Genomic DNA, 22,047 nt, shown 5'->3' with positions numbered 1-22,047 from the left:
GGGGGATGTGATGTTGACGGGTGAGGGGTGCTGCTCAGCGTGCTGACCTTCGCGGAGGCACAGATCCGGTCCAGCCTAGAAGCGTCGCGGACCGAGGCCTCTCAGTCCAGCCACTGGGCGTAACGTTGCCGGACCTTGGCCAGCTTGGGGTTGATGACCACCTGGCAGTAGCCGTTGTACGGCTGACGGCTGTAGAAGTCCTGGTGGACCTCTTCAGCGCGGTGCCAGGGACCCAGGGGCTCGATGGTGGTGACGATCGGGTCCTGCCACAGGGGCTGGTGGCGTTCGATCGACTCCCGGAAGAGCTGCTCGTCGGCGGCGTCTGCAGGGAACAGTGCCGAGCGGTACTGGGTGCCGATGTCATGGCCCTGGCGGTTCAGGGTGGTGGGATCATGCCCGGTGAAGAACAGGTCCATGATGACCTCAGCGGGGACCACGGACTCATCGAAGAGCACCCGGACGGCCTCGGCATGACCGGTGGTCCCTGAGCAGACCGATCGATAGTCCGGGTCCTCGGTGTGCCCACCGGTGTAGCCGGACTCCACCGCCTGCACACCCCGCACACGGCGGTACACGGCGTCCAGGCACCAGAAGCAGCCGCCGGCCACCGTCAGTTCACGCAGGGTGGAGCGGCCGTCACCTCCGACCGAGCGGTCGGCGGCGTCGGGCGCGGGGGAGGTCTGGTTCTCGCTCACACCCGGGTCAGCAATCGGCAGGCCCCGATCATTCCCGGACCGCTGCGTGCGGTGGGCCAGGCACCCGGCCAGCCTGCCGTCGTCGGGCGTGACACGCGGCACAATGGGGACATGAGCACCGATCAGACGCTGTCAGCCTCACCCTCCACTCCCACCCTCGCCCAGGTGCTGGAGGCGGTGGAGGAACTGTGGCCGCAGAGCCTGTCCGAGGGGTGGGACGCCACCGGACTGGTGGTCGGCCGTCCGGAGAGCCCCGTGCAGCGGATCCACTTCGCGGTGGACCCGGTGATGGAGGTGGTGGACGAGGCCGTGGGCGCCGGTGCCCAGCTGCTGATCACCCACCACCCGCTGCTGCTGCGCGGAGTCAACACGGTGGCGGCCACCTCCTACAAGGGACAGCTGGTCCACACGCTGATCGAGGGCGGCTGCGGACTGCTGACCTGCCACACCAACGCCGACTCCGCGGTGGGTGGGGTCTCGGATGTGATCGCCGAGATCCTGGGACTGGAGGACCTGCGTCCTCTGGCTCCGGCGAAGGACGGACTGCCGGAGGAGGGGATCGGGCGCGTGGGCACCCTGCCGCAGGCGCTCACCCTGGCCGACTTCGCCGCGCGGGTGTTCTCCGCCATGCCCGCCGTGGCCGGAGGCGTCCGTGTGGCCGGCGACCGGGACGGCCTGGTCAGCACGGTGGCAGTCTGCGGCGGTGCAGGGGACAGCCTGTTCGACCAGGTCCGTGCCTCCGGTGCCGACGTCTACATCACCGCCGATCTGCGCCACCACCCGGCCTCGGAGGCCCGCGAGACCGCCCTGCTCAACGGGGGCCGTCCGTATCTGATCGAGGTCTCCCACTTCGCCAGTGAGTGGCTGTGGCTGCCCGCTGCCGCCCAGACCCTGGACAACCTGCTGACCGACCGCGGGTTCGAGGTGGACATCGCCGTCTCCGGCCGGAACACCGATCCCTGGGACTTCGTCCTCACGCCGGGCGCGTAGGGTCGGGCACAGGACCGCGCCTCCGTCAAGAACGTCAGATCCGTCAGAACCGAGGAATCGAGGAGCCATGTCGGCACCGACCACCGTCAGCCCCGCCCACCAGCTGGCCCTGCTGGAGCTGCAGCGCACCGACACCGAGCTGGACCAGGCCCGGACCCGCATGCAGGCCCTGCGGCAGGACGCGGAGTACCAGCGGCTGCGCACTGAGGCGGACCGGCTCCAGGCCGAGGTCCAGGCCGCCCAGGAGCAGCTGGGCACCGCACAGTCGGCCCAGACCGAGGCCGAGCGCAAGGTGAGCTCCACGCGCGAGCACCTGGATCGGAACCAGAAGCGGATGGAGTCCGGGCAGGGCTCGGCCAAGGACCTGCAGGGCATGCAGCACGAGATCGAGACCCTGCAGCGCCTGGTGGGTGAGCAGGAGGACGCCGAGCTGGAGACCATGGGCGCCGTGGAACAGGCCGAGTCCGCCCACGCCTCCGCTCAGCAGGCCCACGCCGAGGCCGAAGCGGCGGCGAACGCGCGTGGACGAGCGGTCAAGGCCGAGGCCGCCCAGGTGGCGGCCCGTGGCAAAGAGCTCACCGGCACCCGCCAGCAGCAGGCCGCCGCGCTGCCGGCTGACCTGGTGGCCCTGTACGAGAAGATCCGCGCACGCACCGGCGGGATCGGCGCGGCCCGACTGGTGGGCAACCGATCAGAGGCCTCCGGCATGGGCATCAGCCCCGTGGAGCTGGAGCAGATCAAGGCCACCCCTGCGGATCGGTTGGCCTACTGCCCGGACACCGGTGCCATCCTCGTCCGTGACGCGGACTGAACCGGCTAACGTGTCCGAGGTGCAGACGACTTCTCAGACTCAACGGACCCTGCAGGTCGAGGCCGACGGCGGCTCCCGCGGCAACCCAGGCGTGGCCGGATACGGTGCGCTGGTGCGGGACCCGGAGACCGGCCAGATCCTGGCCACGGACGCCCAGCCGCTGGGCAGGGCCTCCAACAACGTGGCTGAGTACTCCGGGCTGATCGCCGGGCTCACCATGGCCCGCCAGATCGACCCCGAGGCCCGCGTGCACGCCCTGATGGACTCCAAGCTCGTGGTCGAGCAGATGAGCGGCCGCTGGAAGATCAAGCACGAGGACATGCGCCGCCTGGCCGCCCAGGCCCGCAGCATCATCCCCGCCGGACAGGTCACCTACGAGTGGATCCCGCGGGAGAAGAACAAGGACGCCGACCAGCTCTCCAATGAGGCCATGGATGCCGGCGCCGCGGGGACGCAGTGGGACGCCGGTGCATCCAAGGTCCCGGTGAGCGCGCCCGGCGAGGGGGCGCAGAAGGCTCCGGCCGCCGAGAAGGCGACGGAGCCGTCGTCGGGAAGCTCCTCCTCTGCCGGCTCTGCGACGCACACCGGGCGACTGCACCATGTGGAGATCTGGGTGGAAGACCTGGCCCAGGCACGGCGCACCCTGGGGTGGCTGTTCGAGGAGCTGGGGTACGTGCTCAGCGGGGAGTGGTCCGAGGGGGCCAGCTACCAGGGCGCGGGGGAGTATCTGGTGATCGAGCGCGGGCCGGACGTGTCCGCGGGGGCGCATGACCGACTCCGGCCCGGCTTGAACCACCTGGCCTTCCGCGCTGGCACCCGGGCAGACGTGGACCGTCTGGCTCAGGCCGCCCAGGCGGTGGGCTTCACACTGCTCTTCGCCGAGCAGCACCCCTTCGCGGGCGGCCGGAACCACTACGCGGCCTACCTGGAGGCGCCGAACGGCTTCGAGGTGGAGCTGGTGGCCGACCCGGCCTGACCCACGGCGGATCCATCCAGGGGTCAGAAATCGACCTCATCCACGGATTCGGGGGCTCATGAGGTGGATGTCTGACCCGCAGATGCAGGCGTCAGGACTCGGGAAGGGTGACCTCGAGCTTGGCCGAGGTCTTCCCGTGGGCCGCCACCAGGTCGACCTCCCACTGATGGCCCACGGCGTGCGCACCGTCCCCGGCCTGCGCCACGGCCTCAGCCGCAGACTGCGGGGAGCGTACCGTCCGTCCACCGGCCTCGAGCAGGATCCGGGCCACCAGTCCGCGCGTGTGCTTGGCGAAGTGTGAGACCACGGTGCGCCTGCCCTCACGTATCTGGAACACGTCCACGGTCACCGCGGTCTCGGCCGGAGCCTTCCACAGGGCGGCGTAGCCACCGGACCGGCAGTCCACCACCACACCGGTGTGCTCGGCGAGTCCGTCCAGCTCCGGCCCGATCCTCGGCTTCCACCACGCCGCCAGACCGCCCAGGCCGGGCAGCTTGGCGGTGATCGGCAGGCGGTAGGCCGGGATGCGGTCCCCCAGTGCGGTGGCGCCGAACAGTCCGGAGAAGACCAGGGCGTCCTTGCGGGCACGGGTCCGGGCGCCGTCGGAGAGGCTCGAGTAGTCCAAGGCGTCGAAGAGCACCCCGGAGTACACCTGGTGCCCGGGGGCGGCGTGTGCTTCCAACAGGTCCACGTTCGCGCGGACCTCGTCCTCCAGGGAGGCGCCCACGCCCAGGACCGAGAGGGCGTCCGGCAGAGCCGAGGCCGTGGTCAAGGCGCCCAGCACCGTGCGGCGCTCGCCGGCCAGGGTGGGAAAGATCAGGGTGTCCAGGTCCAGGGGTGCGCCGGAGCGCGGCGAGGTCTTGCCCTCCGAGGGCGGCAGCAGGATCAGCACCGGTCCAGCCTAACGGGGTGGCAGACGTAGACTGGACCCTCGGAACGGGCCGGCAGACGGCCGCGTGCCCCTCCCGTTCGCGGGATGAGGGCACGAGGAACGTCCGGGCTCCACAGGGCAGGATGGTGGCTAACGGCCACTCGGGGCAACCCGCAGGACAGTGCCACAGAAAGCAGACCGCCCGCCCGGTCGGTGTTCGCACCGAACGGCGCAGGTGAGGGTGAAAGGGTGGTGTAAGAGACCACCAGCGGCCCCGGTGACGGGGTCGGCTCGGTAAACCCCATCCGGAGCAAGGCCGAACAGGATGCGTTCGAAGGCTGCCCGCCTGAGCATCCGGGTTGGCCGCTCGAGCCTGCCGGCAACGGCAGGCCTAGATGGATGGCCGTCACCTCGGCTGGAGCGATCCGGCCGAGGCACAGAACCCGGCGTACCGCCGGCCCGTTCCCTCGCACCTGCACCCTTCAGTGCCCTGCGATCCCCACGGCGGTCGCCCCCGCAGGCACGTCCTCCCATACCGAGTGCTCGGTGACGCGTATCGCATCCTGGACCGGCCGTCGTCGGGCCCTGCCGTTCCGTGACGGGGCCAGGAATTCACTAGACTGTCACTGCCGAGCCCTGCCGGGGCCGCGGACGGCCACGACGGGCCGTGACCGTCATCTGACGTGCGCCCGCCGGGCGCTTGAGGCGACAGCGCCGTCGCCCCCTGGGAACAGGGCCAACGAGGGAAGGACCCACCGTGGCAGAGAACACCGCCGAGACCGGCTGGAACAACCGCGAGGCACTCGCCGAGAAGATGGTGCCGCTGATCGGCACCCTGTACCGCGACCACAACGTGGTGACGAGCATCTACGGCCGTCAGCTGGTGCACAAGGGCGTCATTGACATCATCAAGGCCCACCGCTACGCCCGTCAGATCGACGAGGCCGTGCTGCCGGTCGAGGAGACCTACCCCCTCGTGGAGGCCATGGCGCAGATGAACCTGGGCGCCGCCTCGGTGGACCTGGCCCGCCTGGCCAACAAGTTCAAGCAGTCCGGCAGCTCAGACGTGAAGGCCTTCCTGGAGACCGAGCTGGCTGACGTGGACGGTCAGGGCGGCCAGGGCATCACCGAGCCCACCGACGTGGTCCTCTACGGCTTCGGCCGCATCGGGCGTCTGCTGGCCCGCATCCTGCTCTCGCACGCCGGCGGCGGCTCCTCACTGCGTCTGCGGGCGATCGTGGTCCGCAAGAACTCCGAGGACGACCTGGTCAAGCGCGCATCCCTGCTGCGCCGCGACTCCATCCACGGTCCCTTCGAGGGCACCATCACCGTGGACCAGGAGACCAACACGATCACCGCCAACGGCACCGACATCCAGGTGATCTACTCCAACGACCCGGCCACCGTGGACTACACCTCCTACGGGATCGACAACGCGATCATCGTGGACAACACCGGCCGCTGGCGGGATGAGGAGGGCCTGGGGCAACACCTCAAGGCCAAGGGTGCCGCCAAGGTGCTGCTCACCGCACCGGGCAAGGGCGACATCAAGAACATCGTCTTCGGCGTGAACTCCGAGGACATCGCCGAGGGAGACACCATCCTCTCCGCCGCCTCCTGCACCACCAACGGCATCACTCCGGTGCTCAAGGTCATCAACGATGAGTACGGGATCGACCACGGCCACGTCGAGACCGTCCACGCCTACACCAACGATCAGAACCTGACCGACAACTTCCACAAGGGCTCGCGCCGTGGACGTGCCGCCGGGCTGAACATGGTGCTGACCGAGACCGGTGCGGCCAAGGCCGTGGCCAAGGCACTGCCCGAGCTGCAGGGCAAGCTCTCCGGCAACGCCATCCGCGTCCCCACCCCGGACGTGTCCATGGCGATCCTGAACCTGGAGCTGGAGAAGCCCACCACCGTGGAGGAGCTGAACACCCGCCTGCGCACCGAGTCCCTGACCGGTGAGCTGCGGGCACAGATCGACTACATCCACTCCCCGGAGATCGTCTCCACGGACTTCGTCGGCTCCAACCGCGCCGGCATCGTGGACGGTCTGGCCACCATCGTCAACGGCGGCACCCACGCCATCGTCTACGTCTGGTACGACAACGAGTTCGGCTACTCCTGCCAGGTGGTCCGCGTGATCGAGAAGATGGCTGGCGACGCACTGCCCACCTTCCCGAAGGCCTGACGTCCAGGTCTTGACCTGAGCGACTGACGAACGGGGCGGTCCCACCGGAGACGGTGGGGCCGCCCCGTTCTCTGTCTGCCGAGCAGTTCCGCCTCCTGCACAGCGGACCCTCGGAGGTGGCGTTCCAGGACCGGGGGCTCCTCGCCTTAACCCGTCCGTCGCCTGTGTTCGAATATGTGTACGAATAGCTGACGGTGGGCGTCGGGACACGGATCGAACGGGCGGAGGTGGAGACCATGACCGAGGTGTTGGGGACAGATCTGGACGGGCAGGGCTTCGGTGACCTGCTCGAGGCCGCTGCGACTCTGCTGGCCGAGATTGCCCCTCGTGCCGTGGATCCCGGCTTCCTCGACGCACTGCCGCCGGTTCTCACACCAGCGGCAGACCAGGACTGGGGCGTCTACTCCGCCGATACCCAGCCCCGCCTCGCCAGACCGAGGTCCTGCCGCCGGTCTGGCCGATGCTGGCCGAAGCTCTGACTCAGGGGACCATCCCGTCCAGCTCTGTAGACCACATCGCCTCAGCACTGTCCACCGCACGCAGGCTGGGCAGTCACCGTGAGGTCGACCACGCTCGGGTGGCCTCCCTGCTGCGCGAGGCCGAGGTGACACTGACCGAACAGGCCCAGGGGCTTGACCCAGACGTCATGCGTCGAGTGGCCGCACACTGGCTCGCCTGGTTCGAGGCGGCGATCGATCCAGACGGAGACGTACCGTCGGACGCTGAGCTGCAGGCGCGGCAGGGGCCGGCGCAGACAGAGCCGCCGTCCAGACCGAGACCGGTTCCCCGGCCGAGCCGATCGACCAGCGGACTCGACCGCAACGTCAGCTGGACGGGCTGGTCAGCGCACTGGTCGGAGCGCTCGCGCTCGCCATGACCGGCGATCTGCCCAAGGTCGCCGGTGCCAGACCGCATGTGTCCGTCACCATCGACCTGCAGACCCTGCTCCGCGGCGCCCGCACCGACGGCGAGGCCCGGCAGGGATCCCTGCTCCAGGCTCTGGGATCACCGTAGCGGCTGGGCGCCACCGGGGATCCGGCGGACGCCACGGGCGATCGATTCATCTCCTCGGCGGCATTCACTGGCCCCATCAGCCCAACGTCGATCCGCCGGTGGCTCTGCGACGGAACGGTGCTGCCTGTGGTACTCAACGGACAGGGGCGCGTCCTGGACACCGGCCGGGAACAGCGGCCGTTCCCGCTCCGCCTGCGTCGCGCCGTCGCAGCCGGTGACGGCGGGTGCGCGGCACCGGGCTGCTCGATGCCAGCGCCCTGGTGCGAGGTCCACCACATCCAGCACTGGGACCACGGCGGTCCCACCAGCGTGGACAACGGGGTGCTGCTGTGCTCACACCACCATCACGCGGTGCACGCCGGCGCGTGAAGCATTGAGAATCGCCAGGGTGTGCCGTGGTTCATCCCGGCGGCGTACCTGGATCCAGCCAGGACGGCGCAGCGGAACGTGTTCTGGCGCTCGTGAAGAGACTCAGCGCCGGCCAGTCTCTGGGGCGGGCGCCTCGGTGGCGGTGTCCTCACCGGAGCCGGCGATCTCGGCCGGATCCACCTCATCGTGGCCGAAGGGGTCCTCATCCTCGCCAGGCATCCACGTGGTGCCCGGCACGGTCCAGCCTTCGCGGCGCAGGGCCTTCTTCCAGCGGCGGGTCCACTTGCCGTTCAGCCGGTTCACGTAGAGATAGCCGTCGAGGTGGTCGTACTCGTGCTGCATGATGCGCGCGAACCAGCCGGTGGCCTCGAAGTCAATGGGGTTGCCGTCCACGTCGAAGCCCTGGAGACGAACGTGATCCGAGCGCTTCAGGGGGAAGCCGTAGCCCGGTGCGGAGAGGCACCCCTCCGTCTCGGTCTCCTCGTCCGGCTCCTCCTGGGAGACCTTGCCCAGCAGCGTCAGCACCGGATTGATCACGTGGCCGGTGTTGGGCACCGGGCCGGTGTCCCCGAAGGTCCAGGTGAAGATGCGCAGCCCCACGCCGACCTGAGGTGCAGCCAGTCCTACGCCACGTGCCGCCACCTGGGTCTCATACATGTCCTGGACCAGGGTGCGGATCTCGTCATCGATCACCTCGACATCGGCTGCGCGTCGGTGCAGGACCGGCTCGCCGTGGACGGTGATGGGACGGATGGCCATGCTGGGCACTCCTGGGGGTCGTGGACTGGAGGGATCGGGTGGGCAGGGGGGCCGCGCCTCCCTGTTGCACCGGATGATTCTAGTCCGGGAGCGGCAGACCCAGGGCGGGCCGGTCAGGCCAAGACGCTGAGGAGGTCAGCGCAGGCCTGCTCGCACCGGCGGCAGGCTTCGGCGCAGATCCGGCAGTGCTCGTGCATCTCGGCATGGCTGCCGCACTCTTCCGCGCAGGAGGCGCAGGAGGCTCGGCATGCCTCCACGAGTGCGCGGATGGTGTCGACCTGATCAGACTGACCGGTCAGCCGAGACAGGACCCTGCCCGTAGTGCCGCACACGTCGGCGCAGTCGGCATTGGTGCGGATGCAGGACCGGAGGTGGCCCACATGCTCCTCAGCCAGACACGCGTCTGCGCAGGCCGTACAGGCCTGGGCACACTCGAAGCAGGCGGCGATGCATGCCGCCAGCTTCTCCTGGTCGATCTCAGGGGCGTCAGGGTGGGTCGTCAGCATGGAGGTGATATGCGTCATGCAGCCGACCCTAGCCAGTCGTGGAAGGGTCCGGGAAGGGGCCTGCGGCCCTCGTCCTCATCCCAGGTCCACGACCTCGAACTCCAGCAGATCGGCACCGGTGGCGACCGGCTGACGCTGCTGGCCGTCGTCGTGCCCGGTGTTGCGTCCTGAACGCCACGCCTCGAAGTCCTCCTCCGTGGCCCAGTGGGTGACCACGAAGTACCGGGACTCGCCCTGGACCGGGCGCAGCAGCTGGAAGCCCTCGAAGCCCGGGGCCTGGTCCACGGCATGCTTGCGGGCTGCGAAGCGCGCTTCGAGCTCAGTGCCCTGGCCCTCCGGGACGGAGATGGCGTTGATTTTCACGACGGTCATGATGCTCCTTGAGGTGGGGTGGATGGGGACGGTGCGGTGCCACAGTTGCCCAACGGCGGCGGGGCCACGTCCAGGCGCGCGGTGGGCGGGCCCGTTGAACGGTCCGTAGGGGTGCTGGTGTGGCGGGGACCGTGACGATGATCGAGGCCAGGGCTACACACACCATGGTGACATTGAAGAGCAGCCCCATGGCACCGCCGAAGCGCAGAACCAGGTTGTCCTGGCGCCCCACGAACAGTCCCCATTCCTGGGTTAGGGCGGGGTCGACCAGCTGTCCGCCGGCATAGATGGCTGCCGATATGGCCACTCCCATGGCATTGCCCAGCGAGGAGGCCATCTTGTACATGCCCGCTGCGGCACCTGCCGCGGAGTCGGGCACCGTGGACAGGGCGGCATCCAGGGAAGGCGTGGCGTAGAAGCCCAGCCCGATGCCGAACAGGGTGAAGCCGATGACGGTCAGGACCACGTACTCGCTCAGGTGCAGGAATGTGGTGGAGCACAGGAGCACTCCTAGGCCGGTGATCATGCAGCCCCACATCATCGGCCGGCGCGGAGGGCATGATGCACGCGGCGGAGAGGCCCTGGACGGTGCGCCCGGCCAACAGTATGGCGGAGGTGATTCCGGCGTTCTCCGGGGTCAGCACGATCAGCAGGGAACCGACGATGCTGAAGATGATGCCGATGCGCAGGATCTTCACCCGGCCGATCCGGTCCGCCAGACCGCTGGCCACAGTCGTGGGTCTGCAGGTGGAAGCGCGGTTTGAACCCGGTTGCGCCCGTGGCGGCCCGTGGGCGGGGACCGGACCTCTAGTGCAGCCGACGGTCACCCGGCAGCAACAGACGCAGCCAGTGGTGACCGTACCCGTCCAGGGAGACCGTGAGCCGACCGCCGGCCTCCACGGTCCGGTGCGAACCGTCATGCAGGTCCAGCACCTCGGTGCCCTCCTCCACGTCCTGCAGCGTCACGGTGATCTCCGTGGCCTCCGGCGCAAGGTTGTGCACCAGCACCGAGCTGGCCGTCCCGCCGCCGAACTGGGCCCAGGTGCAGCGGTGGGCCAGCACCGCCGGCACCTCATGGTCCAGCACCTCGAACTCGCCCATCCCCACCTCGGGGCACTCGCGGTACCGCCGGGCCAAGGTGCTGATGAAGGCCAGGAGCGAGTCCGGATCGGAGCGCTGCTGCTCGGCGTTGACGAACTCCGGTGAGTAGGCACCCTCGGTGACCGGTGCCGCCAGACGCGACGGAGCCGCCGTCGAGAATCCGCCGTTCTTGCCGGCGGTCCACTGCATGGGCGAACGCACCGCCATCCGCCCCTCGATCTGAAGGTTCTCGCCCATCCCGATCTCCTCCCCGTAGAACAGCACGGGCGTGCCGGGCAGGGCGAACAGCAGAGAGTAGACCATCCGGATTCGGCGCGGATCCCCGTCCAGCATCGGGGGAAGACGGCGGCGCAGCCCCCGGTCGAAGAGCTGCATGTCCTCCTCCGGACCGAACGCCTCGAACACCTCCTGGCGCTGCTTCTCGGTGAGCTTGTCCAGCGTCAGCTCGTCGTGGTTGCGCACGAAGTTCGCGAACTGGCTGTGCCGGGCCAGCTCCGGCCGTCGGCGCAGCGTCTTCACCATGGGCGTGGCGTCCTGCCGGGCCAAGGCCAGGTACATCCGCTGCATCAGCTCGAAGTCGAACATCATGGTCAGCTCATCGCCCTCGGCTCCGCCGAAGAAGTCCACCTGGTCCCGGTAGGTCACATTGACCTCACCCAGGAAGATGGCATCGCCCCGACGACGGCCCATGAAGGCCTTGAGCTCCCTCAGGTACTCATGGGGGTCACCATAGAGCTCGGACCACCGCTTCGGCAGGCCACGGTCCTCGATGAAGAACGGCACCGCATCCACCCGGAACCCGTCCAGACCCACCTGCAGCCAGAACCCGATGATCTTGGCGATCTGCTCCTGGACCTTCGGGTGGGCGATGTTCAGATCGGGCTGCTCGGTGTAGAAGTTGTGCAGGTAGTACTGACCGGTCTTCTCCTCGAACGCCCACAGCGAGTCCTCCTGGTCCGGGAAGACCACATCGTCCGAGGTGTCCGTGGGCGGCTCGTCCCGCCAGACGTAGAAGTCCCGGTAGGGACTCTCCTTCGAGGACCGGGCGGCCTTGAACCACGGGTGCTTGTGGGAGGTGTGGTTCACCACCAGGTCGGCGATCACCCGCATGCCCCGGTCCTTGGCGGTGCGGATCAGCTCCACCAGGTCCCCGTGGGTGCCCAGTCTGGGGTCTACGCCGTAGTAGTCGATGATGTCGTAGCCGTCGTCCCGGTCATCGGTGGGATAGAACGGCATCAGCCACAGGCACGTCACGCCCAGTTCGGCCAGGTAGTCGATCCGCTGGGCCAGGCCCACCATGTCGCCCACGCCGTCATCGTCCGCGTCGAAGAACTTCTCGATGTCCAGGCAGTAGACCACGGCGGACTTCCACCACAGGTCTGAGGTCTCGGTCTTGAGCATGGAACTCTCCTTCGGGGTGAAGCAGCGGGATCGGTCAGTGCAGCTGGGGGAGCACGCGCTCGCCGAAGGCCTCCAGGAACGGGCGCTGGTCCTGGCCCACGTGGTGGAGGTAGACGGCGTCGAAGCCCAGATCGGCCAGGTCCTGGATGCGCTGGGTGAGCTCGCCCAGGTCCGAGCCGATCAGCACGGAGCGCTCCAGCTGCTCCCGGCTGACCCCGTCGGCACTCACGGCGTCGTAGTCCACCACGCGCAGGTCGGTGTTGGCCGGTGGGGAGAAGACATTGGAACGCCACTGGTCCTGGGCGATGCTCCACGCCAGTTCGTCCGTGGGCGCCCAGCACAGGTGGATCTGCAGGATGCGGTGGTCAGCCCCGCCGGCGTCCTCCCAGCGGCGCAGCATCTCGGTGAGCGTGGCCGGATCCTGGTTGATGGTGACCAGACCGTCCGCCCACCGGGCCCCGCGTTCGGCGGTCTCGGCGCTGATGGCCGGAGCGATCAGCTGCGGCTTCGGGTCGGCGCGTTCCCACACGGTGGCTTCGTGCACGGTGACCAGTCCTTCGTGGGAGACCGTCTCTCCGTCCAGCAGGCGGGAGATGATGTCCACGCACTCCTCGAGCCGCTGCTGGCGCAGGTCCTTGCGCGGCCAGGGCTCGCCGGTGACGTGCTCGTTGGCGTGCTGGCCGGTCCCCAGGGCAGTCCAGAACCGGCCCGGGTACATCTGGCCCAGGGTGGCGATGGCCTGTGCGACGACGGCCGGATGGTAGCGCTGTCCCGGTGCGGTCACGGTGCCGAAGGTGAGGTCGGTGGTCGCCAGGGCGGCGCCCAGCCAGGCCCAGGCCAGCCCCGAGTGGCCCTGCCGGCTGGACCAGGGCTCCAGGTGGTCCGAGCACATGGCTGCCTGGAACCCTGCCTGCTCGGCCAGCTGGACGTCGGCCAGCAGCTGCCGTGGGGAGATCTGCTCGTGGGATGCGTGGAATCCGTACACGGTCATGCTCTGTGTCTATCAGAGCAGGCCGGTGTGGGGGAGGGGTTGATCAGTACACGAAGATCCGCAGCCACTCCGGGTTGTGGGCGTGCACGATCGCCAGGAAGACGATCACGTCGAACAGCAGGTGCACCACCACCACGTAGGTCAGGTTGCGGGTGCGGTTGAAGATCCAGCCCTGCAACAGGGCGAACGGGATGGTCAGCAGCGGACCCCAGGAGCGGTAGCCCAGCTCCCACAGGAAGGAGACGAAGATGACCGCCTGCAGGATGTTCGCGGTCCACAGCGGGAAGTGCCGGCGCAGCAGGGCGAAGCAGGTGCAGATGAAGAACAGTTCGTCCCACAGGCCCACGAAGTTCACGCCCACGAAGAACCGGGCCAGCTCGAAGGCCTCGTGCACGGCCGGCCAGTTCTGATACGCGCCGGAGTGGATGAAGTAGGCCGGCAGGATCGCCCATCCCAACAGGGGGACCGCCACCACATAGGACCACTGGACCCGGTTCCACCGCTTGGCGGTGCGCCACGGGTACACGATCGCACGACGCTTCAGCCACAGCCGGTCCAAGGCCAGCGGGACCAGGACGGCGGCGGTCAGCACCGCGCCCAGGACGAAGAACCGGTCCCAGCGCAGGTCCGCCTCCACGGACGTGGTGCTCACCACGGCGATTCCCGCACCGATCAGGGTCAGATCCCGTCCGAGCTCGCGGTCCACACGCCAGGCCAGCAGCAGGCTCGCCACCAGCACCAGGTGACCCCAGCCGGGCAGGAACAGCCCGAAGAGGATGAACGCCGAAAAGGAGACGCCAGCAGCCCCCGCCAGACCCCCAGGGGAGACGAGCCTCCGGTCTGCGACCACGGTGTCTGGACTCTGCAGTGGCATGGACCCAGTATGACAACAGCAGAGGCCCGGAACCTCGAAGGAGATTCCGGGCCTCTGACCTGGGGTGAGTGACGGGGATTGAACCCGCGACCTTCTGGACCACAACCAGACGCTCTGCCGACTGAGCTACACCCACCATGCGCTGGAACGGAGCGATCCGTTCCTGGCAGCGCGTTCAAGTGTACACGGTTTTTCAGCTGCCCTGTGCGCCATCCGTCCCGGCGATGCGCGCGCTGATGGACTTGGCCGTCTCGGAGTCCGGCCCCGGTGCGGGGACCATGATGGCCTCGCGGTAGTAGCGCAGCTCGTTGATGGAGTCCACGATGTCTCCCAGGGCCCGGTGGTTGCCGGTCTTCTCGGGGGACTGGTAGTAGGCCCGGGGATACCAGCGGCGGGCCAGCTCCTTGACCGTGGAGACGTCCACGATCCGGTAGTGCAGGTGATCAGTCACTGCCGGCATGTACCGACTCAGGAACGCCTTGTCCTGTCCCACCGAGTTGCCGGCCAGCAGCGCCTTGCCCGGCTCAGGGCAGTGCGCGCGGATGTACTCCATGACCCTCTCCGAGGCCTCGTCCAGACTCACGCCGTGCTCGAGCTGCTCCAGCAGTCCGGAGGTGGTGTGCATGGTCCGCACGAAGTCGTCCATCTGCTCCAGCGCCTCCTGCGGGGGCCGGATGACCACATCCACCCCCTCGCCCAGGACGTTCAGCTCGGGGTCGGTGACCAGCACCGCCACCTCCACGAGCGCATCCCGGTCCGGGTGCAGTCCGGTCATCTCACAATCGATCCATACGAGCTTGTCTGCTGTCGTTGCCACGCCTCCCACAGTAGCCGCCACGCCGATGATAGATTGTGCGCAGTCTCCGCAGCCCTGGAAGGATCCGCCCCTGATGAGCGTGCCCGCCACCCGGACGGATCCGGTCTCCGTGACCCGCTCCGGCGCGGTCTGGATCCCCGTGGTCGTCGGCTTCCTCGGTTCCCTGGCCGTGCTGGCCGGGTCACTCTCCGTCGGCTGGCTGGCCTCCGTCTCGCCGATCAACCGGTGGCAGTGGCTGATCCCCTGGCGCACCACGGAGTCCGGCGTCATCACCGGAACCCTGACCCTGACCATCGGCTGCTGGCTGATGTTCTGGGCGTGGATCCGGCTCGGTCAGGTGCTGCGCCCCTTCGGACCGGGCGCTCTGCGCACGGTGAACTGGGTGAGCGCCCTGTGGTGCCTGCCCCAGCTGTTCTGTCTGCCGATCTTCTCCCGGGACATCTTCGCCTACGTGGGCCAGGGACGGCTGATGGTCGCCGGACAGGACCCCTACGAAGACGGGATCTCCACGCTCTCCAACTGGTTCCAGCTCGGGGCCGACACCACCTGGGCGGACACCGAGACCCCCTATGGGCCCGTGTTCCTCTGGATCGAGGAAGCGGTGATGCGGATCGCCGGAACGGAGTCCCCCGACCTGGCGATCTTCCTGTTCCGCCTGGTCGCGGTGGCGGGCGTGGTGCTGATCATGGTCTTCGTGCCGCTGCTGGCGCGCCTGCTGGGCACGGACGGGGCCCGCGCCCAGTGGATCACCGTCGCCAATCCGCTGTTCATCATCAGCTTCGTCGCTTCCGGGCACAATGACTCCCTCATGGTCGGTCTCGCCCTGGCCGGCGTCTGGTGTGTGGCCACCGGGCGAGGACTGCTCGGCGTGCTGCTGGTGACGGCCTCGGTCGGCATCAAGCCCATCACCCTGGTCCTGTTGCCCTTCATTGGCCTGCTCTGGGCCGGGCGCGGGGCATCCTGGACCCGGCGCTTCACCTTCTGGGCACTGACCGCCGGCATCGCCGGGGCCGTGATGGCCGTCGTCGGGGTCCTCAACGGATTCGGCTGGGGCTGGCTGACCGTGATGCTCGGCACCGGGACCGGCTCGGTGCCGTGGTCCCCGGTGGGCATCGCGGCTGAGGCCACCAAGGTGGTCCTGGACTCGCTGAACATCCCGGACCACTGGGTGCTGGACACGTTCAAGACCGCCGGGCGGCTGCTCTCAGTCCTGGTGGTGCTGTGGCTGATGTTCCGTGGCCGCCACGAGCACCTCATGCAGCGCATGACCTGGGCCTTCACCGCGCTGGTCATCCTCTCGCCGATCATCCAGCCCTGGTACCTGCTCTGGCTGCTGCCGTTCTTCGCGGTGATCGGCATCCGCTCCGACTGGCAGCTGAAGTGGGTCGTCTTCACGGTGGCCTTCTTCGTGGCCTTCGGCGCAGCCGACCAGCTCTTCGTCTGGCAGTTCCTGGACATCGAGCAGCCCCTGAAGGTCCTGTCCACCATCGTCTCCTGGGGCTGCATGCTCTGGATCCTGCTGCTGGACCCGCTGACCAGCAGGATCATGAAGGAGGAGTGGCACGTCCGTCCGGCGCTGAGGTCCCTGTGGAGACGGGTACGACGACGGCCGGCGGCTTCGTGAGCACGGCTCACCGCACGCTGCAGTCGGATCTGCGCGGACTGGTCGAGGCCGGGCGGCGCCGGCTGGAGACGGCCCCGGCCACACGATGGCTGATCGGCGGGGACGACCAGGCCACCGGCCACTCGCTGCTGCAGGGGCTCCTGGGGTCCCTGCTGATCATGGTCGGCTCCTGGGGCGTGGGGTGGATGGCCACCACCCCCAGCTCGTGGTTCGCCCGCACCACCGTATTGAACCCGGTGCGGGTGGAACCGGTCGGCGTGATCCTCTGCGCCGTGCTGCTGGTGATCGGCTGCCTGGTCCTGGTCCGTGCCTGGCTGCGCCTCGGCCAGCGTCTGGAGGGACGGTGGGCGGACGGCCGGGGCACCGTGGTCCAGGCGACCTGGCTGTGGACCGCTCCGCTGCTGTTCACCTTCCCGATCTTCTCCCGGGACGTCTACTCCTACCTGGCCCAGGGGCGGCTGCTGCACGCAGGACTGAATCCCTATGAGGAGGGGGTCTCGGCCCTGCCCGGCTGGTTCATGCACGGCGCGGACAGCATCTGGGCCGAGTCGCCCTCTCCCTACGGGCCGCTGTTCCTGATGATGGCCCAGTTCGTCTGGTTCGTCACGCACGGCAGTCCGGAACCGGCGGTGATCCTCTTCCGCGCGATCGCGGTGGCCGGGATGGCCCTGTGCCTGTGGGCGGTGCCTCGGCTGGCGCAGCGGTTCGGGTCCGACCCCGGGTGGGCGGTCTGGATCTGCGTGGCCAACCCGCTCTTCGCGCTGTACATGGTGGCCGGCGTCCACAACGACTCGCTCATGCTGGGCCTGCTGCTGTGCGGGTTCGTGCTGCTGCGCTCCACCGCGGACCCGGTGCGCAACGGGCTGGGACTGGTGCTGGTGGCCCTGTCCGTGGCGATCAAACCGCTCACGGTGCTGGCCCTGCCGTTCGCCGGGCTGCTCATGCACACCGGCAGTGCCCGTCCCGGGCTGCCGGACGGCCTGCCCCGGCCGGTCCCCGGGCTGGCCGATCGGATCCGCTCGTGGGTGCTCACCGGCGCCGTGGCACTGGTGGTGCTGGCCGTCGTCGGGATGCTCAGCGGCCTGTGGTTCGGGTGGATCCCGGCCATGGCGACCTCCGGGGACGCCGCCTTCCCCTACGCCCCGTTCGGGCTGCTGGGCCTGGGTGTGGGCTGGTTGGTGGACATGATCTTTCACACCGGCGTGCGTCCGCCGGCCAGCGTGTTCTATTCGCTGGGCACGGTGACCGCCCTGGTGCTCACCGCCTGGCTGGCGTTGACCCGGAGGCCGATCAACCCGGTGCTGGCCACCGGACTGGCCCTGCTGGCCGCCGTGCTGCTGGCGCCGATCATCCAGCCCTGGTACCTGTTGTGGGTGCTGCCGATGTTCGCCGTGGTGCGCCGCTGGACAGGCTGGCCCGTGTGGTGCCTGCACCTGCTGGTGATGCTGCTCGTGGTGATCGGCGTGGTGGACCAGCTCTCCGTGGCCCAGTGGATTCCGCTGCTGTGGGTGCGCATCATCACCGCCGTGGCCGGTGCGCTGTACCTGGTGTACATCGTGGCCCTGGACCCCAAGACCTCCGCCCTGTTCCCGTTCGCGGGCTGGGCAGCCCTGCGCCGCAGTGCCCGTGCACCGTCCCCGGCGACCACCACCGAACCCAAGGAGCACTGATGTCCCGTTCCTCCTCCTCACGCCCGTCGCATCCGCTGCTGGACCGGGTCGGGGCGGCTGGCCCCCACGGCCCGGACCGCCGCCTCGTGCTGGTGCTGATCGGCGTCACGGTGGTGGCCGCGGTGATCGCCCTGCTGACCAAGCAGTGGTGCCGGATCAATGGCTGGGCCACGCCGGACGTGCACATCCACATGTGCTATTCGGACTTCGGACAGCTCTTCCCCACGCGCGGCCTGGCGGAGGGCTGGTTCCCGTTCTTCACCCCGTTGCCGGAGGAGCAGTGGATGGAGTACCCGGCGCTGTTGGCCGTGGTGGCCGGGGTGACCGCGTGGCTCGTGCCGGGGGAGGGCGCCACCCTGGAGCGGACGGTCACCTACTTCGACATCAACGCAGTGGGTGCGGCACTGTGCTGGATCATCGTGGTGGTGGCCACCGCCTACAGTGCGCGCGGCCGGGCCAAGGACGCCCTGATGGTGGCCGTGGCCCCGGGCATCATCCTCACCGGGTACCTGAACTGGGACCTGTGGGCGGTCATGCTGGCCTCCCTGGGGCTGCTGCTGTGGTCCCGCCGGATGCCCACCCTGGCCGGGTTCGTCCTGGGCCTGGGCGCGGCCATGAAGCTCTACCCGCTGTTCTTCTTCGGCGCCATCCTGGTGCTGTGCTGGCGCACGGGCCGGTGGGGGGTGTTCGCGAAGTCCCTGGTGGCCGGCATCGTGGCCTGGCTGCTGGTCAACGTCCCGTTCATGCTCACCGCCTTCGAGCAGTGGAGCCGGTTCTACACCTTCTCCGGGGACCGGGACGTCTCCTTCTCCTCGATGTGGCTGGCCTTCACCTGGACCGGCTGGTCCGGGGAGACCTTCTCGCTGATCTCCAACGGACTGTTCGCCCTGTGCTGCCTGGGCATCGCCTGGCTGGGCCTGTCTGCACGGCACCGTCCCCGGATGGCCCAGCTGTGCTTCCTGATCGTGGCGGCGTTCCTGCTGCTGGGCAAGGTCTACTCGCCGCAGTTCGTGATGTGGCTGATCCCGCTGGTGGTGCTCGCCCGCCCCGACTGGCGCCAGTTCTGGATCTGGCAGGCCGTGGAGGTCTACCACTGGGGCGGAGTGTGGATGGAGTCGGCCCGGATCACCTCGAACGGCGCGTTCGGCGACGGCGCCCTCTGGATCCCGCTCTGGTACGGCTCCGGGATCGTTCTGCACATGGCCGCGGTCATCTGGATCTGCGTCTCGGTGATCCAGGACATCCGGGACCCCGAACGTGACCTTGTGCGGCGCGGACCGGGTGCCGATCGGCCGCTCTGCGACCCGCTCGCCGGAGTGCTGGAGGACGATCCTGACCGGTTCCTGCTGCCGCCGGCCGGCCGCGGTCCGGTGCGGGCCTCGGCTCAGCCGGCGTAGCCCACGCAGGTGGGATCCACCGGCTGGTCCCGGTGCAGGACCCACACGCCGTCATCGTCTGCGGAGACCACCTGGTAGCCCAGCCGCTCGCCGCGCTCCAGCGCCTGGTCCGGGGTGAGCGGGTCCCAGCCGCCCAGCTCCTCCACCGTGGTGTCGATGATCATCCACGTGGCCAGATCGTCCCCGATGTCCCCGTGCAGCCCCACATACGTGCGGTCCACCAGGTGCGGCACCGCGTTGTCCGCGGCCTCCACGCACACATTGTCCGGGATCATCTGCACCGCCCGATCCAACGCCTGGGCGTGCTCGGGCAGTCCCCAGTTCGAGCCGGTCACGGTGCGCTGCAGGGGGAAGACCTGGGGGAAGGCCAGGGTGCCCAGGACTGCGCAGGCCAGGAACGTCGTCGTGAAGACCAACGGGAGGCGGCGTCCGCGGGAGGCGGGGGAGACCACGGCGGTGGAGGACCGGGCCCAGCGCACAGCGCTGGAGGAGCCCGACGACGGCCCCTCGGCTCGGGCCGCACCCCACCGACGCTCGGCGCGGGAGTCGGTCCAGGCCAGCAGACGGCCCAGAGCCTCCAGGGCGGCCAGCAGGAAGATGACCCCGAGGATCGCGTCGTACTGGTAGACCGGGCTCCACACGTTCAGCCGGTCGTTGAACAGCCGGGACAGCAGGATCGGCAGGCCGATCAGCGTGTAGGGAGAGAGCACCGGCAGCAGCCAGAGCACCACGAAGTGCAGCAGCCACAGGGCGACCTTCAGGGGGTGGTCGAACAGCACCGCGGCGGCGGCGAAGGGCTCGGTGAGCATGAACCGGATCGAGCTGGTCAGGTCCGGGCCCAGCGCCGTGAACTGCCAGTAGCCGAAGTCCCCGGTGGGGGAGAAGTGCGGGATCACCACGGAGGTGGCCACGTAGTATCCGACCACGCCCAGCACCGCTGTCACCACAGCCGGCAGCCAGGCGCGCTTGATCAGCAGGACCAGGGCGAGGGCGAGCAGGGTGATGCCCATGTCCTCGCGGACCAGCAGCAGGATCGAGGCCAGGCCCACGGCCAGCCAGGGTCGGCGGGCGTCCAGGGCCCAGATCACCCAGGCCATCACCGGGACGCCGAGCGTGATCTCGTGGAAGTCCCAGTTGACCATGGCCTGGAACGGCCACCACAGCAGCAGGCCGGCGGCGGCGAGGAGCGATGCCACGTGGCTGAACCGGCGCCGGGCGAAGAGGTAGACGGGGATCGCGCAGGAGACCAGCGCCGCGGTCATGGCGATGTTGAGCATCCGAGGGTCGTCCCAGATCCAGTACAGCGGGGCCACACCGGCCAGGATCGGATGGAAGTGATCGCCGAGGATGTGGAAGTCAGCACCCTTGACGGCCACGATCGGCTCACGGAACAGCGCGTACTGGCGCACCGCCTGATCGAAGATGCCGAGGTCGTAGCCCTTGGCCTCGTAGTTGCGGAAGCGCAACAGGGAGTGGACCAGGTACAGGCCGGCGGCCACGGTCATCACCAGGCCCAGCTGCAGCCAGGTGGCGGCGTCCAGACGTGGACCGCGGTCCACGGCACCGTCTCGGCGGGTCCGCTGCTCAGACTCGATCACGGATCCACCCTCCGAGGCATCTGGTGCTGGTGACGACCCGGTGGACCGTCGGTATGGCGCCCCAGGAGGGAATCGAACCCCCGACCAAGAGATTAGAAGGCTCCTGCTCTATCCGCTGAGCTACTGAGGCTAGGCGCAGGCCAGTCTACCGGGCATGGCGGGAGGACCCTGCGCGGACCTGGTCCCCTCCTGCACAGCAGACCTGACGTCGGCAGCGGTCCCCAATCCGCACCAGGCCCCTCGTGCCTGCGGCGGTTCGGATCTGGACTGGTCCTGTCGGCGCCGGACAGGACGGGTGCCGGCCGCCTCCGGACCCACCGGCGGTGTCAGCGCCGGGCGTGCTCCGGCACCACAGGAAGGGCTCATCATGAGCGATCTGATCACCGTGCGCGGCTTCGTCGCCACCGACCCGAACAATCGGACCATGAAGTCCGGGCAGAGGATGTCCAGTTTCCGGCTGGCCTCCACCGAGCGTCGCTTCGACAAGCAGTCCCAGGGGTGGGTGGACGGAACCACCAACTGGTACACCGTCAACATGTTCCGGGCGCTGGCCGAGAACGCGGGCATGTGTCTTCACAAGGGGCAGCCGGTCATCGTCACCGGTCGGCTGCGCATCCGCGACTGGCAGACGGAGGAGAAGTCGGGCACGGCCATCGAGATCGAGGCGGACACCGTCGGCCATGACCTGGTCTGGGGCACGTCCCTGTTCCACCGCGTCAACCCCAAGACCTCGGCATCCTCCGATGCAGAGGACCAGCAGGACCAGGAGGACGACGCGGACGAGGCATCGGAACAGTCCCCCGCTGCGGCTGCCCCGTCCCAGGTGGACACCGAGACCGGAGAGATCACCGATGGCGCAGGGGAGTCCACGGGGTTCACGGACCCTGGCCCCTCCACGGCGGGCGTCGATGACTGGGGAGCCCCCTTGACCGCGCACCCGGCACCGGTCGGGGCGTACTGACCCGCTGGCGGCCGGGGCCGGTCTCACCGCGCCCCGGCAGCCACCTCGGGCTG

Annotated in this window: 22 protein-coding genes, 2 tRNA genes and 1 other RNA gene; 12 read left to right on the top strand and 13 right to left on the bottom strand. The window is 68.9% G+C overall.

All coding sequences use genetic code 11. From position 1 onward, the window contains the following. Window positions 1–101 precede the first annotated feature (101 nt). Window positions 102–623 carry a peptide-methionine (S)-S-oxide reductase MsrA gene (msrA, locus tag BM355_RS02930; RefSeq protein ID WP_091695238.1) on the bottom strand — a complete coding sequence of 174 codons (522 nt, stop codon included), beginning with the start codon at window positions 621–623 and terminating at the stop codon, window positions 102–104. Window positions 624–806: 183 nt separating this feature from the next. Between msrA and BM355_RS02925 the strand changes: the two genes are divergently transcribed. The 3 genes from BM355_RS02925 (at window position 807) to BM355_RS02915 (ending at window position 3,472) form a co-directional block, all read left to right on the top strand. Next, entirely contained in the window at window positions 807–1,685 is an 879-nt protein-coding gene (locus tag BM355_RS02925) for a Nif3-like dinuclear metal center hexameric protein (protein ID WP_091695235.1), read from the top strand. A 67-nt stretch (window positions 1,686–1,752) separates the two neighbouring features. Beyond that, the gene (locus tag BM355_RS02920; protein ID WP_091694313.1) at window positions 1,753–2,496 is read left to right on the top strand and encodes a zinc ribbon domain-containing protein; all 744 of its coding nucleotides are present in this window, start codon (window positions 1,753–1,755) and stop codon (window positions 2,494–2,496) included. A gap of 19 nt (window positions 2,497–2,515) precedes the next feature. After that, window positions 2,516–3,472: a reverse transcriptase-like protein gene (locus tag BM355_RS02915; RefSeq protein ID WP_245760560.1), complete on the top strand. Its 957-nt coding sequence runs from the start codon at window positions 2,516–2,518 to the stop codon at window positions 3,470–3,472. 91 nt (window positions 3,473–3,563) lie between these two features. Here the strand turns inward: BM355_RS02915 and BM355_RS02910 are convergent, their stop codons facing one another. Then, window positions 3,564–4,364, bottom strand: a complete 801-nt coding sequence (locus BM355_RS02910) for a YaaA family protein (protein ID WP_091694309.1) — start codon at window positions 4,362–4,364, stop codon at window positions 3,564–3,566. Between the two features lie 44 nt (window positions 4,365–4,408). Here BM355_RS02910 and rnpB point away from each other — a divergent pair. From rnpB to BM355_RS14910, 5 genes are all read left to right on the top strand, one after another. Continuing rightward, window positions 4,409–4,810: RNase P RNA component class A (gene rnpB, locus BM355_RS02905), an RNA gene on the top strand. A 290-nt stretch (window positions 4,811–5,100) separates the two neighbouring features. Further along, on the top strand, window positions 5,101–6,540 hold the full coding sequence (locus BM355_RS02900; RefSeq protein WP_091694305.1) for a glyceraldehyde-3-phosphate dehydrogenase: 1,440 nt from the start codon (window positions 5,101–5,103) through the stop codon (window positions 6,538–6,540). A 236-nt stretch (window positions 6,541–6,776) separates the two neighbouring features. Beyond that, window positions 6,777–7,019 (top strand): hypothetical protein, encoded by a 243-nt coding sequence (locus BM355_RS02895; RefSeq protein ID WP_091694300.1) that lies wholly within the window; start codon window positions 6,777–6,779, stop codon window positions 7,017–7,019. A gap of 394 nt (window positions 7,020–7,413) precedes the next feature. Next, complete coding sequence (locus BM355_RS14040) at window positions 7,414–7,554, top strand: hypothetical protein (protein ID WP_245760559.1); 141 nt, start codon at window positions 7,414–7,416, stop codon at window positions 7,552–7,554. Window positions 7,555–7,671: 117 nt separating this feature from the next. After that, entirely contained in the window at window positions 7,672–7,923 is a 252-nt protein-coding gene (locus BM355_RS14910) for an HNH endonuclease signature motif containing protein (RefSeq protein ID WP_091694297.1), read from the top strand. Between the two features lie 102 nt (window positions 7,924–8,025). Here BM355_RS14910 and def read toward each other — a convergent pair whose 3' ends face one another. From def to orn, 9 genes are all read right to left on the bottom strand, one after another. Continuing rightward, on the bottom strand, window positions 8,026–8,682 hold the full coding sequence (gene def, locus BM355_RS02885) for a peptide deformylase (RefSeq protein ID WP_091694294.1): 657 nt from the start codon (window positions 8,680–8,682) through the stop codon (window positions 8,026–8,028). 113 nt (window positions 8,683–8,795) lie between these two features. After that, window positions 8,796–9,206, bottom strand: coding sequence for a four-helix bundle copper-binding protein (locus BM355_RS02880; protein WP_091694291.1), 411 nt, complete (start codon window positions 9,204–9,206; stop codon window positions 8,796–8,798). 57 nt (window positions 9,207–9,263) lie between these two features. Continuing rightward, a complete protein-coding gene (locus BM355_RS02875) occupies window positions 9,264–9,560 on the bottom strand; it encodes an antibiotic biosynthesis monooxygenase family protein (protein WP_091694288.1) in 297 nt (98 codons plus the stop codon). Next, window positions 9,508–10,086, bottom strand: a complete 579-nt coding sequence (locus BM355_RS02870; protein ID WP_245760558.1) for an MFS transporter — start codon at window positions 10,084–10,086, stop codon at window positions 9,508–9,510. Before BM355_RS02870 ends, BM355_RS02875 begins: the two co-directional genes overlap by 53 nt. Window positions 10,087–10,367: 281 nt before the next feature. Further along, window positions 10,368–12,062, bottom strand: a complete 1,695-nt coding sequence (locus tag BM355_RS02865; RefSeq protein WP_091694283.1) for an alpha-amylase family protein — start codon at window positions 12,060–12,062, stop codon at window positions 10,368–10,370. 34 nt (window positions 12,063–12,096) lie between these two features. Further along, a complete protein-coding gene (locus BM355_RS02860) occupies window positions 12,097–13,053 on the bottom strand; it encodes a TIGR03885 family FMN-dependent LLM class oxidoreductase (RefSeq protein ID WP_091694280.1) in 957 nt (318 codons plus the stop codon). A gap of 43 nt (window positions 13,054–13,096) precedes the next feature. Next, window positions 13,097–13,927, bottom strand: a complete 831-nt coding sequence (locus BM355_RS02855) for a CPBP family intramembrane glutamic endopeptidase (protein WP_091694276.1) — start codon at window positions 13,925–13,927, stop codon at window positions 13,097–13,099. A gap of 60 nt (window positions 13,928–13,987) precedes the next feature. Beyond that, window positions 13,988–14,063: transfer RNA gene (locus BM355_RS02850), tRNA-His, on the bottom strand. A gap of 57 nt (window positions 14,064–14,120) precedes the next feature. Beyond that, window positions 14,121–14,744, bottom strand: coding sequence for an oligoribonuclease (orn, locus tag BM355_RS02845; RefSeq protein WP_218154297.1), 624 nt, complete (start codon window positions 14,742–14,744; stop codon window positions 14,121–14,123). A 73-nt stretch (window positions 14,745–14,817) separates the two neighbouring features. Here orn and mptB (BM355_RS02840) point away from each other — a divergent pair, with 73 nt between their 5' ends. Genes mptB (BM355_RS02840) through BM355_RS02830 form a run of 3 tightly spaced genes read left to right on the top strand, consistent with a single transcriptional unit; the run spans window position 14,818 to window position 19,435 of the window. Next, the gene (gene mptB / locus BM355_RS02840; protein WP_091694268.1) at window positions 14,818–16,368 is read left to right on the top strand and encodes a polyprenol phosphomannose-dependent alpha 1,6 mannosyltransferase MptB; all 1,551 of its coding nucleotides are present in this window, start codon (window positions 14,818–14,820) and stop codon (window positions 16,366–16,368) included. Beyond that, window positions 16,302–18,038 carry a polyprenol phosphomannose-dependent alpha 1,6 mannosyltransferase MptB gene (gene mptB, locus BM355_RS02835; RefSeq protein ID WP_091694264.1) on the top strand — a complete coding sequence of 579 codons (1,737 nt, stop codon included), beginning with the start codon at window positions 16,302–16,304 and terminating at the stop codon, window positions 18,036–18,038. Before mptB (BM355_RS02840) ends, mptB (BM355_RS02835) begins: the two co-directional genes overlap by 67 nt. Beyond that, window positions 18,038–19,435, top strand: a complete 1,398-nt coding sequence (locus BM355_RS02830; RefSeq protein ID WP_143109397.1) for a glycosyltransferase family 87 protein — start codon at window positions 18,038–18,040, stop codon at window positions 19,433–19,435. Before mptB (BM355_RS02835) ends, BM355_RS02830 begins: the two co-directional genes overlap by 1 nt. On the opposite strand, the gene BM355_RS02825 is transcribed toward BM355_RS02830, so the two are convergent. Both BM355_RS02825 and BM355_RS02820 read right to left on the bottom strand, forming a co-directional pair. Then, the gene (locus tag BM355_RS02825; protein ID WP_091695223.1) at window positions 19,423–20,940 is read right to left on the bottom strand and encodes a DUF2079 domain-containing protein; all 1,518 of its coding nucleotides are present in this window, start codon (window positions 20,938–20,940) and stop codon (window positions 19,423–19,425) included. The two genes, BM355_RS02830 and BM355_RS02825, sit on opposite strands and share 13 nt — an antisense overlap. 147 nt (window positions 20,941–21,087) lie before the next feature. After that, window positions 21,088–21,163 (bottom strand) — tRNA-Arg (locus tag BM355_RS02820). Between the two features lie 237 nt (window positions 21,164–21,400). On the opposite strand from BM355_RS02820, the gene BM355_RS02815 reads away from it, so the two are divergent. After that, window positions 21,401–21,994, top strand: a complete 594-nt coding sequence (locus BM355_RS02815) for a single-stranded DNA-binding protein (protein ID WP_091695219.1) — start codon at window positions 21,401–21,403, stop codon at window positions 21,992–21,994. Window positions 21,995–22,047: the final 53 nt, after the last annotated feature.

It is taken from the genome of Micrococcus terreus (assembly GCF_900116905.1).
GTDB lineage: Bacteria > Actinomycetota > Actinomycetes > Actinomycetales > Micrococcaceae > Citricoccus > Citricoccus terreus.
Note: the sequence above shows the minus strand (reverse complement) of the source record. Positions and strands in the feature narration are given on the sequence as shown.

What these genes read in the sequence shown, in the direction of transcription:
- BM355_RS02855 (WP_091694276.1), bottom strand. Translation starts at nt 13,927, where the DNA reads ATGCCACTGCAGAGTCCAGACACCGTGGTCGCAGACCGGAGGCTCGTC.
- BM355_RS02875 (WP_091694288.1), bottom strand. Translation starts at nt 9,560, where the DNA reads ATGACCGTCGTGAAAATCAACGCCATCTCCGTCCCGGAGGGCCAGGGC.
- BM355_RS02880 (WP_091694291.1), bottom strand. Translation starts at nt 9,206, where the DNA reads ATGACGCATATCACCTCCATGCTGACGACCCACCCTGACGCCCCTGAG.
- BM355_RS02870 (WP_245760558.1), bottom strand. Translation starts at nt 10,086, where the DNA reads ATGATCACCGGCCTAGGAGTGCTCCTGTGCTCCACCACATTCCTGCAC.
- BM355_RS02860 (WP_091694280.1), bottom strand. Translation starts at nt 13,053, where the DNA reads ATGACCGTGTACGGATTCCACGCATCCCACGAGCAGATCTCCCCACGG.
- mptB (WP_091694268.1), top strand. Translation starts at nt 14,818, where the DNA reads ATGAGCGTGCCCGCCACCCGGACGGATCCGGTCTCCGTGACCCGCTCC.
- def (WP_091694294.1), bottom strand. Translation starts at nt 8,682, where the DNA reads ATGGCCATCCGTCCCATCACCGTCCACGGCGAGCCGGTCCTGCACCGA.
- BM355_RS02815 (WP_091695219.1), top strand. Translation starts at nt 21,401, where the DNA reads ATGAGCGATCTGATCACCGTGCGCGGCTTCGTCGCCACCGACCCGAAC.
- BM355_RS14040 (WP_245760559.1), top strand. Translation starts at nt 7,414, where the DNA reads ATGACCGGCGATCTGCCCAAGGTCGCCGGTGCCAGACCGCATGTGTCC.
- BM355_RS02925 (WP_091695235.1), top strand. Translation starts at nt 807, where the DNA reads ATGAGCACCGATCAGACGCTGTCAGCCTCACCCTCCACTCCCACCCTC.
- BM355_RS02920 (WP_091694313.1), top strand. Translation starts at nt 1,753, where the DNA reads ATGTCGGCACCGACCACCGTCAGCCCCGCCCACCAGCTGGCCCTGCTG.
- BM355_RS02865 (WP_091694283.1), bottom strand. Translation starts at nt 12,062, where the DNA reads ATGCTCAAGACCGAGACCTCAGACCTGTGGTGGAAGTCCGCCGTGGTC.
- BM355_RS02830 (WP_143109397.1), top strand. Translation starts at nt 18,038, where the DNA reads ATGTCCCGTTCCTCCTCCTCACGCCCGTCGCATCCGCTGCTGGACCGG.
- BM355_RS02895 (WP_091694300.1), top strand. Translation starts at nt 6,777, where the DNA reads ATGACCGAGGTGTTGGGGACAGATCTGGACGGGCAGGGCTTCGGTGAC.
- BM355_RS02825 (WP_091695223.1), bottom strand. Translation starts at nt 20,940, where the DNA reads ATGACCGTGGCCGCCGGCCTGTACCTGGTCCACTCCCTGTTGCGCTTC.